Source organism: Streptomyces sp. NPDC015125 (assembly GCF_043080045.1).
Taxonomy (GTDB): Bacteria; Actinomycetota; Actinomycetes; order Streptomycetales; family Streptomycetaceae; genus Streptomyces.
The window spans coordinates 1-12845 of record NZ_JBIBVF010000002.1 but is presented as its reverse complement, the minus strand read 5'-3'; the positions used below and the strand labels follow the sequence as shown (position 1 = coordinate 12845).

At 69.1% G+C, this 12845-nt stretch carries 10 protein-coding genes and 1 pseudogene; 3 read left to right on the top strand and 8 right to left on the bottom strand.

What is annotated here, in order from left to right; translation table 11 throughout:
* Positions 1 to 123 precede the first annotated feature (123 nt).
* Positions 124 to 582, bottom strand: a complete 459-nt coding sequence (locus tag ACF088_RS05035; RefSeq protein WP_392374016.1) for an SRPBCC family protein — start codon at positions 580 to 582, stop codon at positions 124 to 126.
* A 547-nt stretch (positions 583 to 1129) separates the two neighbouring features.
* The gene (locus ACF088_RS05030) at positions 1130 to 1732 is read right to left on the bottom strand and encodes a TetR/AcrR family transcriptional regulator (RefSeq protein WP_392374015.1); all 603 of its coding nucleotides are present in this window, start codon (positions 1730 to 1732) and stop codon (positions 1130 to 1132) included.
* A gap of 197 nt (positions 1733 to 1929) precedes the next feature.
* Here ACF088_RS05030 and ACF088_RS05025 point away from each other — a divergent pair, with 197 nt between their 5' ends.
* The 3 genes and pseudogenes from ACF088_RS05025 to ACF088_RS05015 all read left to right on the top strand — a co-directional run bounded on the left by ACF088_RS05025 (position 1930) and on the right by ACF088_RS05015 (position 5169).
* Complete coding sequence (locus ACF088_RS05025; RefSeq protein WP_392374014.1) at positions 1930 to 3255, top strand: MFS transporter; 1326 nt, start codon at positions 1930 to 1932, stop codon at positions 3253 to 3255.
* Positions 3248 to 4214 (top strand): annotated as a pseudogene (locus ACF088_RS05020) (D-2-hydroxyacid dehydrogenase family protein). Before ACF088_RS05025 ends, ACF088_RS05020 begins: the two are co-directional and overlap by 8 nt.
* Positions 4215 to 4257: 43 nt before the next feature.
* Positions 4258 to 5169, top strand: coding sequence for an MBL fold metallo-hydrolase (locus ACF088_RS05015; protein WP_392374013.1), 912 nt, complete (start codon positions 4258 to 4260; stop codon positions 5167 to 5169).
* A 266-nt stretch (positions 5170 to 5435) separates the two neighbouring features.
* Here the strand turns inward: ACF088_RS05015 and ACF088_RS05010 are convergent, their stop codons facing one another.
* The 6 genes from ACF088_RS05010 to ACF088_RS04985 form a co-directional block, all read right to left on the bottom strand.
* Positions 5436 to 6635, bottom strand: coding sequence for a M48 family metalloprotease (locus ACF088_RS05010; protein WP_392374012.1), 1200 nt, complete (start codon positions 6633 to 6635; stop codon positions 5436 to 5438).
* Between the two features lie 71 nt (positions 6636 to 6706).
* Positions 6707 to 7213 (bottom strand): Pycsar system effector family protein, encoded by a 507-nt coding sequence (locus tag ACF088_RS05005; protein WP_392374011.1) that lies wholly within the window; start codon positions 7211 to 7213, stop codon positions 6707 to 6709.
* Positions 7210 to 8331 carry a PE-PGRS family protein gene (locus ACF088_RS05000; RefSeq protein ID WP_392374010.1) on the bottom strand — a complete coding sequence of 374 codons (1122 nt, stop codon included), beginning with the start codon at positions 8329 to 8331 and terminating at the stop codon, positions 7210 to 7212. The genes ACF088_RS05005 and ACF088_RS05000 overlap by 4 nt, the downstream gene beginning before the upstream one ends.
* Before the next feature lie 70 nt (positions 8332 to 8401).
* Entirely contained in the window at positions 8402 to 10507 is a 2106-nt protein-coding gene (locus ACF088_RS04995; protein ID WP_392374009.1) for a hypothetical protein, read from the bottom strand.
* The gene (locus ACF088_RS04990) at positions 10504 to 11361 is read right to left on the bottom strand and encodes a hypothetical protein (protein WP_392374008.1); all 858 of its coding nucleotides are present in this window, start codon (positions 11359 to 11361) and stop codon (positions 10504 to 10506) included. Before ACF088_RS04990 ends, ACF088_RS04995 begins: the two co-directional genes overlap by 4 nt.
* A gap of 130 nt (positions 11362 to 11491) precedes the next feature.
* Positions 11492 to 12187: a Crp/Fnr family transcriptional regulator gene (locus ACF088_RS04985; RefSeq protein ID WP_367790502.1), complete on the bottom strand. Its 696-nt coding sequence runs from the start codon at positions 12185 to 12187 to the stop codon at positions 11492 to 11494.
* Positions 12188 to 12845: the final 658 nt, after the last annotated feature.

The following is a 12845-nucleotide window of genomic DNA, read 5'->3' as shown; positions in this document are numbered from 1 at the left end:
GGCGGGGCCCCCCCCCCGGGGGGGGGGGGGCCCCCCCCCGGGCCCCCCCCCCCCCCCCCCCCCCGGGGGGGGGGGGGGGGGGGGGGGGGGGGGGGGGCCCCCCCCCCCCGCCGCCGGGTTGGATCAGCCGGGCTTGATCCGGCCGCGCCAGGCTCCTGATTCGGCACCCCGGTGCTCGATGCAGTCCTTGAAGCGCCGCATATCGCCCTTGACTCGCCGTTCGATGGTTCCCGACATGTCGGCGGCCTTCTCTGCCATGCCCGAGGGCTCGACGTCCATGACGAGCTCCACCCGCGTGTGGGTCTCATCCAGGCGCTGGAAGCTGACCAGGCCCTTCTGCCGGGTATCGCCGGTGGTGGTACGCCAGGCGATGCGGTCGTCCGGAAGCTGATCGACGATCTCGGTGTCGAACTCCCGCCGCACGCCGCCGATTTTGGTGGTCCAGCGGTTATGCCGGTCGTCGAGCTGGGTGATCTTCTCGACACCCTCCATGAACTTCGGGAATTCCTCGAACTGCGTCCACTGGTTGTAGGCGGTGTGGACCGGGACCTCGACGTCCACCGTTTCCTTCACCGTGCTCATCACTACGCCTCCTCAGTGGTGGCTTGCGCGGGCGACGAAGCCCGCGACGCGCATCTCGCGCCGTTCAGCGGGTGCCCGGTAACTGGCTTCGTATACGACGCCCAGAGGGGTTTTCGGGTCTTGCGCACCCACCTGGCTGTGAGGTGCCTGGCGTCCAGTAAGCCTGCGATATGGGTGGTCACTCACAGGACCCGAATGCAGAGGGAGCTTTTCCGGCGCCTGGTGGCCCGCAAGGGCTACGACAGCGGCGAGTGCGGGCCGTCCCGTCCCGCTCGCCGCACTCCTTCAGGCACGACAGGTCTGCGATCTGCAACTGCTCGGCCAGGTAAGCGGCCACCTCCGCCGGGACCTGGCGCGGTCCCATCGCAGGCCGCACCTGCCGTCCCCACAGACGTCCCGAATCCCTGCTCGGCGACAAGGGCCACGACCCCAATCCCAACCGCGACGAACTCCGCAAGCGCCGGATCCTGCCCCTCGCCCCCCTGGTCTGCGGCCTCAGCTGCCGGCGCCGCCTTGAGAAGACCCGCTCATGGTCGTGCCAAGAACCTTATGCGCGGCGCCAGTTGAGCAGCAGTACGTCGACCGCAGCGTGCAGAGTCGCTGCGGCCACCCCGTCGCGCAGCTGCGTGGAGAGGCCGAGGAGAAAGCTGTGAATCATAGTGGTCACCCCGTCGGCGTCGGCGTCGGCATCGAGTTCGCCCGCGGCGATGCCCCGCTCCACGCAGGCCCTGATGCGCACCCGGTCCGCTTCACGCCGTGCCGCGACGGCCGCGCGCACTCCGGCATGCTCCTCTCCCGGTGCCCGCATCGTGCCGGACAGGGCGATAAGACAGCCGGTGGGGTGAGACGAGTCGGCCTGCATGTCGATCGAGCAGTGCAGCAGGCCGGCCACGGCCTCTCGCGGGCAGACCGTTTCGTCCTCGATGTCGTCGATGGCGCCGCCCGGCCCCTTCATGTAGTGCTCGACGACCTGCTTGAACAGCCCTTCTTTCGAGCCGAAGGCGCCGTACAGGCTCGCGGAGGACAGCCCGGTGGCGGCGCGCAGCTGTGCCAGTGAGGTCGCTTCGTAACCCTGCTCCCAGAACAGCAGCATCGCAGCCTCCAGTACGGCCTCCATATCGAAGGCGCGGGGACGGCCGGCTGGCGGCATATGGACCTCCTGCATCACAAGACGGGCGTTCCGGCCTGGGGAGCACTTCCTGCCTCCCATATTGGACCAACTGCTCCACAAAGTGCCACGCACCGAAGCGCCCGGGCGCCGACGACTCGCAGTGACCCTGATCACTTATGGATCAATCGATCTGAAACCGCTTGACCAGCACGTCAAGCCAGGGCCAGCATTTCGGTATGAACGATCCAGAATCCAGGGAGGGCGACGCCGGCGTCCGCTCCCCGCTCAGCAGCGCCATGGCGCTGCTGCTGGCGGTGACGTGCGGCGCGGCGGTCGCGAACATCTATTACGCGCAGCCGTTGCTGCCCGTTGTCTCCAAGGCGCTGGGAGTCTCCGAGGGGGCCGGAGGTCTGATCGTCACCTCCTCGCAGATCGGTTACGCGCTCTCGCTGGCACTGCTGGTGCCCCTGGGTGACGTACTGGAGCGGCGCCGGCTGGTGAGCGGGCTGCTCGCCCTGAGCGCCGTCGCTCTCCTCGGTGCGGCGGCCTCCCCCTCGCTGGGTGCGCTGTACGCCTCGGTCGCGCTGGTCGGGGTGACCTCCGCCGTGGCGCAGATCGTGGTGCCGATGGCCGCCTCTTTGGCCGCCGACCATGAACGCGGCGCGGTGGTAGGCACGGTCATGAGCGGCCTGCTCATCGGCATCATGCTCGCGCGGACGGTTGCCGGGGTGCTGGCCGAATTCGGGGACTGGCGGCTGGTGTTCGTCTTCGCAGCGGGCCTCATGGTGGTGCTGGCGATCACCCTGCGCCTGATTCTGCCTCTCGTACCGCCGGCCGCGAAGACGCCTTATCCCCGGCTGCTGCACTCGGTGGTGACTCTGGTGCGCACCGAGTCGCTGCTGCGCAGGCGCATGGCTCTGGCCGCGGTCGGCATGGGCGGCTTCACGGTCCTGTGGACCGCCTCGTCGTTCCTGCTGGCCGGCCCCGCTTACGGGTACGGTCCGGCGGTCATCGGCCTGTTCGGTCTGGTCGGGGTCGTCGGGGCCGCCGCCGCGTCGGTGGCCGGCCGACTGGCGGACCGCGGTCGCGCCCGCCAGGTGACGACCGGCGGGCTGATCGTGCTCATGGGCAGCTGGGGCGTGCTCATTTTCGCCGGCCGGGGAGGCCCACTCGGTCTGAGCGCGCTGATGGTCGGCATCGTGGCGCTCAACCTGGCACAGCAGTCGCTGCTGATCAGCCACCAGAGCGTCCTGTACCGCCGCATCCCGCACGCACGCAGCCGGGCCACCACAGCGCTCATGGTCTCCGCCTTCGCCGGAAGTACTGTCACGTCCGCACTGACGGCCGCGCTGTATCCGCTCGTGGGCTGGTCAGGGGTCTCCGCGCTGGGAGCGGCGATCGCGCTGATCGGCCTCGCGATCTGGTCCCTGGAACTGCTCCGCCCGAGTCCCGCGGAACCGCTCGCCGACCCGTCGGCGGACGAAAACGTCCACGCGGCCCGTACCTCCAGCGCACGCGCGGACCGCACCCACGCACACGCCAAGGGGACCGCTCATGCCTGAGATCCGCCGAGTGGGGACCCTGGACGACTACCAGCACACGGCACACCGGTATGCCGCCTGGGATTCCCTGCCCGAAGGCGCCCACCTCACCTACTTCTTCGAGCACTTGGGCAGCCCCGAGGAGGTGATCGCCGCGCTGGAGCCGTTCGATGTGGTCGGCGCCATGCGCGAGCGCACCCCCTTCCCCGCCGAGGTGCTCGACCGGCTGCCGAACCCCCTGCGCCTGCTGGTGACCACGGGCCCCGCCAAGGCGGCCATCGACACGGCCGCGGCCGCGCGGCGCGGAATCGTGGTGTCCGGCACCCGCGCCGCACCACTGACCTCGACGGCCGAGCTGACATGGGGACTCCTGCACGCCCTGACCCGCTCGCTCCCCACCGAGGTCCGCAACCTACGCGAGGGCGCTCGGCAGCAGACCGTGGGTCGTGACCTGCACGGCGCCCGCCCGGGCGTTATCGGACCGGGCGGCGTGGGCAGTCGCGTGGCCCAGGTCGGGGTCGCCTTCGGCATGGACGTCGTTGCCTGGAGCGCCCACCTCGATCCCCGGCACGCGAAAGCACCGGGCGTCACACCCGTCAGCAAACGGGAACTGCTGACCACCTCGGACGTGGTGACGCTTCATGTCCGGCTTTCCCCACACACCGTCGGCCTCATCGGTACCGACGAACCCGCCCTCATGCAGCCGGACGCGCTGCTGATCAACACCTCCCGGGCACCCGTCGTCGACGAGGAGGCTGCTGGCCGCGCTGCACGCCGGAACGTTGGGCGGCGCCGCCCTGGACGTCCACTTCGCCGAGCCGCTGCCCACCGATTCGCCATGGCGTAGCGCTCCGCGAACCGTCCTCACCCCACACCTGGGCCAGGTCACCGCCGACGCCTTCGAGATCTTCTACCGCGACGCACTCGGCGACATCCTCGCCTACGCCGCCGACGAACCGGTCCGCCTGCTCACGCCATGAGCGGACCACGCCCTCCACACACGAACAAGGAAGGGGACCCACCATGACCACCAGCGAGCAGACCACCACCGCCCACCCGCAGCACGATCCCGCCGACGATTCGGGGGGCCGCCTGCCGCATCTGTGGACGCGGACCCTGGGCGACCTCACCATCACCTACGTCCCCGACGCCGGCGTCCACATGATCCCCACCCGGGTCTACCCCGCCTCCGCCGACGAGGACTGGATGGGCCACGGTCCCCACCTCACGGACGCAGGTCACCTGGCCATGGGATGCGGCGCGTTGCTTGTCGAGCGTCGTGGGAAGCGCCTGCTCCTGGACGCCGGCCACGGCCGCATCTCGGGCGAGGACCCCGAACACTTCCAACACGGTTTCGACCACGTACAGGCCCTCCCCGATCACCTGCAACGCCTGGGCGTCGACCCGGCCACGCTGGAGACGGTCGCCTTCACCCACCTGCACGACGACCACACGGGATGGGCCCGGCCGGACGCCGCCGACGACCTGCGCAGTCTGTTCCGCAACGCGCGCTGGATCGTCGGGGAAGGAGAACTGCAGGGCCTGGACCCCGCCTCCGGCCCACGGCTCGCCGGACCGAGCGAACGGACCACAGCCGTCGCCGACGGAACAGAGATCGCCGCGGGAATACATGCCTGGGCGCTGCCCGGACACACCACCGGGCACACGGCCTGGGTCCTCGACACCGGCGACGGCCGCCGGATCGTGGCCTTCGGCGACGCCATGCACTCACCCGTCCAAATCCAGCACCCCGACTGGGAAGTCGTCCTCGACCACGACCGTGCACAGGCCGAGCACTCACGTCGCCGACTCGTGGAATTCATGGCCCAGGACGACGTCTTCGGCTTCGGTGTGCACTTCGCCGACCAGCAACTCGGCACCGTCGACGACACCGGCCACTGGCGCCCATGGGAGGACCGGAAGGACAACCGGTAAGAGCTCGTCACGATCACATGCGGGTCTCCTTGAGGCGTCTCCAGCAGATAAGGCCGCAGGCCAGTGAGACGAAAGCCTCGTGCAGAATGTCACCCCAGGAAGCTCAACCGGACCCGACGGTCCGTGTTACTCGTGTTCGTGTCCGCCAACCTCCGTTAAGGCAACCCGCACGATACTCGGTGCCCCTTTCGGATCCGAGGCGCCTCACGTGTGCGTCGAGTACACGGAGACGGCGGCCCGGGCCCGGGATGCGACTTGCGGCAGGCTCATCGTTGCTTTAGATACGGCGCGAGGTGGTGCAGGCGCGTGTGGTAGTCGGGGTGCGAGGACAGGAGCTTTCCCAAGAGGCCCTGTCTGCGGCCACGAGCTGGGGTTCTCGTGCCCATCGCAGCCGTTTTACCGCACCCGGACAGGGCGGAAGCCGTCACGGATCCACTTTCCCGATCCGCCGCCTGCATCATGTGCAACACCTCGGCGAGCATCGGCCCGAAGCCGGCCGCTGCCGCATGGTGATCCGCCCGTACTTCGGCCCGGCGGGTCACGGCGGCAAGCAGATACGGGGCAGCGACCAGCGTCAGAGTGACGAACCAGTACTCCAGCGCGAGCAGCAGGACGACGGCACCCGCCACCAGAAGCAGCACTGTCGTCCAGAAACCCATGCGCCCATGCCCGGTGACGGTGACAAGCCGGATCAGCTTCCGCACAATAGCCCACACAAGACGTCCCGGAACCGTGTACCACTGCCCCAGGAGCGAGGACCATGCATGGCCGCGGACGTGGTGCCCCAGTTCATGAGCGAGTACCGCGGCCAGCTGGCCATCGGACAGACGCTCCAGCGAAAACCGGGTAACGCCCACGATGTGGCCTGCCGCGGCCAGGGCGTTCAGATGATCGCTGTCCTCGATCCACAGCTCGTATGCGCGGCCCTCGACACCCGTCCGGGCGGTCACTGTCCGCCACAGAGGTTCCAGCCGACTCAGTTCCCGTGAGGTGGGGTGACGAAGGTTCAGCAGATGGCGGGCGAGGGCTCTCTCCGTGGGCCGGTGAAACGCCATGGCACCCGAAGCGAGCCAGAGCAAGCCCCCCAGCCAGCCCATGTCAGGGAGCAGGAGCTGAGAGAGCACGGCAACGATCACCAGGCTTGCGAGGAACGAGGGCAACTGCAGCAGCAGGTGGACCATCGCCGTCACATCGATGCTCCGCTGGCGCTTGGCGAGATGCACACGCCCACGGTGGCCGAAATCCTCGTGCGGCTCACGTTTCCCGGGGCCGGGACCGGAGTGGTCCTCCGGCCCGCCGCCATGGCGGGCGGCATCGTATGGCGTCGTGCCGCCCGCGTACGGCGGCGGGGGCGGTACCGTCTCGTTCGGACGGTGCGGGGACGGAAAGGCCACAGCAGCCGGATAGACCGGAGGATCGGGCAGGGGCATGCGGCCGACGTGGGCCGGATCGGGAGGAGTGGCCATGGGAGCTTCCTGTCTGGGCGTACGGACCGGATCGTGACGATGCGGTAAGAAGCCGCACCGGTGACGTGCGTTCAGTGGATGAGTTGCGCGATGGCCAGAAGCACCACTCCCGCGCAATAGGCGGCCAGGCCTGTCCGGATCCACCAGTGCTTGGCACCGACGATGCGGCTGTTCTGGGCCAGCGCCTCAAGTACCCCATCGGCCTGGTTTGCCTCGGTGACGGCGAGGGCCTCTGCGAGCCGACCGCCCTCCGCGGCACGGCGGATGTCGTCGAAGTACGTCAACGGCCGCCCCGGAGACCACCGGCTGGTGCCGTACCGGGGCAGGACGGCGAGGAGCAGGCACCCCAGTGCCCCGGCCAGAGCGGCCATGGCTACCCACGACAGCACGCTCCCTGGGACGGAGAGCCCCGATAAAGACCATCCGTGGACCGGGACCAGGCCACCGAGCAGACTCACGGTCATGCTCATGACCCCTAGAAGCAGAGACGCCTTACTGTCCGCACGGGCCGTCTCGGATCGCAGCTCCGCGAGCAGACGGGCTCCCACGGACGGGATCTCCGTCCCGCTGCTGCTCATCGCTCCTCCTCGGCGCTGTTGGCGGACGCCCCGTCCCGCTCCTTGTGGAAGTGCACCGGGGTACCGGTGGGCCCTGCCCAGGGCAGGGAGTCCGGTGTGGGAGGAGCAGAAGCGATACCGGGCAGGTTACGGGCGAGGAGCCCCTCCAGGATCTCCACGGCCTGCTTGTTCAGTCCCGCACGCTGGTAGTCCTCCGGATTCCCTTCCTTCAACACCTGAAGAGCGACCTCGGACTGACTTCGGATCAGGGCCAGTTGATCCCTCTGCAGGTTTTCCATCACCAGCCGGGAATCCTCCGGATGCTGCGCCAGGTGCAGGGCCCACATCGCCACGCCGCCGTGCTGGAGGTAGTACTCGTAGTAGCGGACCTTCTCCGCTTCCAACTGACGCGCTTCCTCGTCCTGGCGACCCTGCAGCATGACCAGTTCGTGATCGTGCTGGGCCCGCTCCACATCCCGCTCCGCCCTGAGCCGGTCCTCCCGCATGGCCACGTCGTGGGACATGCCCAGCTGTTCGTCGGTGTACCGGATGCGGCGTAGCTCCCGCTGGTGGGCAATCGCCGCGTCGTCCAGCCTGAGCCGCACGGCACACGACGTACGCAGCCCGACTTCGTCTCCCAACTCGCCCACCCTGGCGAGCACCTGGTACACGGCGCGTTCGGCATCCGCACTCCGGTCGATCGGAAAGCCCCGGCTGACTGGGTACATCAGCTGCTCCAGCCGGCGTTTCAGGAGAGCGGGCACGTTCCGCTCTCCGCTGGCCACGAACTTTTGCGGCCGGGAAACTTGCCAGGTCAGCTCTACCTCGGCAGTGAAGTCGAAGGCGTCGTTGTCGCTGGGCAGCAACAGCGACACGGTGCAGGTGTGCACCCCCATGTCGACTTCGTAGACCGCGGTGTACCGCATGGTGGCGAACAGAGGGCGCGTCGGCCGATGAGGTGGCAGGTAAACATCGAACTCCCCTTGGTCCGTGGTGAAGACCAGCGCATTGTCGATGCGGCTGTACCCCTTGCGGTGGTCGAACCGGGACAACTGGCGCACGGTCAACACCGGGTCGACCAGCTCACTGTGCCGGTTCGCTCCCTGGTCCCAGTCGGGCTCGCGGCGGATGTCCACCATGGTTCCTCTCTCCTCACTCAGTGGTGATCCGGAATTTCGCGGCCCATGGCCGCAGACGAGAGGCGGCGCCTTACAGCACGGCCATCAGACGATGGGCCACCGCGGGCGGGCCGCCCCCTCGCCGGTCGCGCAGTGTCCCGAGCAGGTGATCGAGGCGCTTACGGTCCTCATCGGAGCCGACAAGCGTCGGAAGCAGCATCGCCAGTTCCCGCTCGGCCTGCGGATCGCCGTCCGCCTCAAGGACCCATCCGGCCAGGGCCTTCAACCCATCGGCTGTGTACCGCAGATCACCCAGGGCGGTCTGCCAGAGCAGGGACAGCCACCGTGCGTCCTCGGTCGGGCCCGTTGAGGCGGCCTCCGCGTGCCACCGCAACAACAGCCGGCTGTCGGCGCGCGCGCAGGCCAGGACAAACGCGTGCAGCGTCAGGCGACGGCCGGAAGGCCCGTCCCGGAGGAGTTCGACCAGGCCCCGCAGCACCCGGCTGCGCACCGATGCCGATTCATCGCTCAGCAGCAGCGCGACGGACTCGGCGATGGGCTGCGCCTCCTGCTCGTCATCCCCGGTGCGAGCGGCTTTCGCCAACGCCTGCAGCGCTTCGTCGGGCATCCTCGGGCCCACCAGGGCGTAGGCCCGGATGGCTGTCCAGCGAAGCCGTGGTCCGGCCTCCTCCTCGCACCAGGAACGCAGGATCGGCGGGATGTTCGGGGCGCCGACGGCGTGCGCCGTCGCGAGGGCGTTGGCGGCGACGAGGCAGTCGCGGTAGAGCTTCGACTTCGCCCAGCCCTCGATGAGCAGGGCCATCGCCGACGGCAAGTCGGTCTGGGCGAGCACCGCGGCGGTCACTGCCGCGCGGGTACGCACCAGCGGCCGGCCGTCCTGTGCGAGCTTCCGGAGCCACGCGAGCAGAGCAGGCCGCGCGGAGGGGTGGCTCGTCCAGACCTCGCGGAGGACCTCGACCGAGGCCCGGGGCTCCTGAAAGCGGGCCACACGCTGGCGTACGGGGCCCCACTCGGTGTGCTCCTCCCTCCAATACTCGACAGCTCGGGCCAGGCGCAGGCGTGTGGTGATGGACGTCCCGAAGATACCGACCCGGGGCTCCCTCCCTGCGTCCTCCGTTCTCTGGAACTCTGCGTACAGGGTGTCGCTGAGCTCCGCGGTCAGGGCGTAGGCGGCCTCGTCGAACGCTGCCAGGGAGATGAGGAACGCCTTGTCCCGGAGCTGGGTTTCGTCGCCCCCGAACCATTCCCGGACCTGCTCCCGGACCAGTCTCGGGCCGACGTTCGCCAGCTGCTCCCGAGTAGTCGTGCCGTCCGCGTGTTCGGCCAGTGCCTTCGCGAACGCCGCCGCCTCCCGTAGCTGGTGGTCGTCCCGGCCGAGGAACTCCTGGGAGAGTTCCAGAGCCAGCAGCTCCCGCTCCCGCCGCGGGTCGTCCACCAGGGCGTGCAGGTGCGACCGGAGCACAGCCTGGGGCGACGGCGGCACCCATGGGACGGGTTCAACGCCCCGCAGGGTCGCGAACAGGTCGACGGTGATGACCAGATATGCGTCCTTCTCCTGGAGGGCGTCCCGCAGGGCCCACAGGTCGATGTCGCGCAGTGGGTTCTCCCTGCCCGTCACCAGGTCGCTCACGAGGTAGCCGTGCGAATCGCTGTTCACCTCGTCCTTCAGCGCGGTCGGCGGGGTGTTGGGGTCGACGGCGCGTACGGGCACGGCGTCCAGGGAGCGCAGCAGCATCAGGGCAGCGCTGCGGCGGCCGGTAAAGGGCGCGCCGTACAGCACGAGCACCCGCTTCTCGCGCAGCCGTTCGCGCAGGGGGTGCACGAGTTCCTCGTACCCGGCGAACTCCATGGACAGCTGGTCGAGTTCGGGCGAGGGGATGTCTCCGGAGGTGCGGGTGGCGGCGCCGAATCGGTAGTGGTGCTCCACCTTCGTGCCGAGAACGACGTCGCCTCGGACGCTGCCCCCGCTGACCCCGGTCTGATCGCCGCCGACCAGGCTGCCGCTGACCGCGGCCGGTACGTGCTCGTACAGCTCACGCCGCGCCGCCCACGGGTCCTGCGGGCGGTCGTCCTCCGCCTCGGTGTGCTCGTCGTTGGTCTGCTCCTGTTGGTCGGCCGCCGGGTCGGAGTCGTCCTGGGAGCGATCCGTCTGCTTGTCACCGGGCTGTTCGCTCATGCCTGCTCGCTCCGACCCTCGTGCCGGACGGAGCCCATGACCACGTCCCCGGTGACGTGGCCGCCGCTGACCCCGGTCTGATCGCCGTTGACCTGGCTGCCGCCGACCGACACGGTCCCGCCGTTGAACGCGAATGCCGCCCCGGTGCTCGCAGGCACTGAGACAGGCGCCGCAGGAGCCTGCCCGGCGGCATCGCTGTGCGTACCCCCGACGCCGCGTCCGGCGGGCGCGGGTCCCGGGGCGGGGACGGTGGTGACGTGCGGGAGCGGACCGTGCAGCCACAGGTCGAGCCGGTCCTTCTTCACAGCCACCGCGGCGTGGTGGAACTCCTCCGGGCGCAGTCCGCGGTGTCCGTGGCGGACCACTCCTTCGTAAACAGGGGACGAGACCCCCAGCACACAGTCCGCGTCCCGCTGCGCGAGCCCTTCGCGCAGGGCGTCGGCATCGAGCAGCCGGCAGGACTGGTTGAGGTCGTGGCCGACGAGCCCGCCGACCGTGCCCTGCTTCGGGTCAAAGGCGACCTCGCCTGCGGCCAGTACCATCCGCAGCCGCATCTGGGCACTGCTCGATGCCAGCCGGTTGTACTGGCACAACGCATCCGGGGTGGTCGTCAACAGGGCCCGGAGGAGCACAGTTTTCGGGATGTCGGCGCTGACCAGCACGATCAGGCCATCCCCGCGGTCCTCGCGGTACTGCATGTTCCTCTCGACACCCGCCTCAGCCAGGGTGTCCTCCACCACGTTGTGCAGTTCCCGGCGCAGGCAGGCCTGCACCACATCGCCCCGTCGGCTGAAGTCCTCGATGTCCAGCAGCAGAATGGTGCGGTTGACGGGTTCTGTCAGGGCCAGAGTCATGGGTGCCTCTCGGACGGTCGGGCTCGGTCCGGAGCACTATCTCGTAGGGGTCTGACAGTGGAAAAGGAACAGCTGCACACAGCGTCTGTAGCCGATGGCACACAACTCGCCTCGACTGCAGAGGCGTCGGCTATTCGCCGCCCCCTATCCGGCGCAGCAGGTCCGGGCGGACGATGACCAGTCCTCTGCGGCTGGTGCGGACGATGTCGCGTTCCCGAAGCTCTTTAAGAAGCCTGGCCACCGCCTCGCGGGAGGCTCCGACCGCGCCTGCCAGCTCGTGCTGGCTGAGACCGGTGGTCAGGCGCATCCCCTCCGCATCCTGCACCCCGTGTGTGCGCGACAGCTCCAGGATCAGGAGCGACAACCGCTCACGAACGCCGAGCGCTCCTTGCTCCACGCGTCGCCGGTCGCTGGCCTGTGTCCGGTCCCCAATGAGGCTGAGCAGTTGGAGGGCAGTAGCCGGGAACTCCGCGAGATGGTCCAGGAATCTGCCGCGCTCGATCGTGACGGCCTCGACCTTTCCGAGTGCGGCGACCGTCGCCGAGCGCGAGCGGCCGCTGACTGCGGAGGCCTCACCGACGATGTCGCCCGGCCCCCGCAGGGCGAGCAGAGCTTCGTAGCCGTTGGCCGCGGAGTGGATGACCTTGGTCCAGCCGGCGAGGATGACCATCACGTGGGTGGACGGTTCGTCCTGATGCACCAGGACGGACCGCGGGCTGTACTTCATGGGCCGGCCCAGCTCCATCAGCGCGACCCGCTCCTGGTGCTCCAACCGGGCCAGGAACGGAACTTGGTCGTCGAGCCTGCTGGCTCGTGACGGCGTCATGGGCTCGGACTCCGCGGATCCGGCCGCTGGTCCCGGCTGCCCCGACACAGGGTCGACCACGCCGTCGATATCCACCCGCACTCCCCCAAAGCCGCTCCACTCCACGGTACTTCAGCGAAGTCTTCCTTCACACCCTGCGCATCCAGCCTATGGCACACGAACCAGAGCGCCCCAGTTGCGCGCGTCCTCCTGGCGCCGGCAAAAACCTGCACGCGGGCAGGTAGGACAGCGTCTGCGTCGGCCCCACCGAGCAAACCGGCACGGCGAACGTCCGGCCCCCAGCCGTGGCTCCCGAGAGCGCACGAGAGCCGGCACCCGGACCAGGCCCTGCAGGATGACCTGTCCAAGGTCATTCCAGGAAGCTCAGCTTCACCTTTCGGTTCGGGTTGTCGACGTTGGTGTCCGCCAACCTCCGTTAAGGCAACCCGCACGTAGAGCCGGTGCCCCGTTCGGATCCGAGGCGCCTCACGTGTGCGTCAAGAGCACGGAGACGGCGCGGGGCGGTCGGTGTGCGGCGAGGCCCCGCCCGATGGGGCGGGGCCTCGGTTGCTGGTGGTCGAGGCCTAGGCAGTTTCGTTTGGATCATCGGGCTGACCAGAGGAAGATGCCTGCGATGTGGAGGCCGGCCAGGTAGATGGTTGCGGTCTTCTCGTAGCGG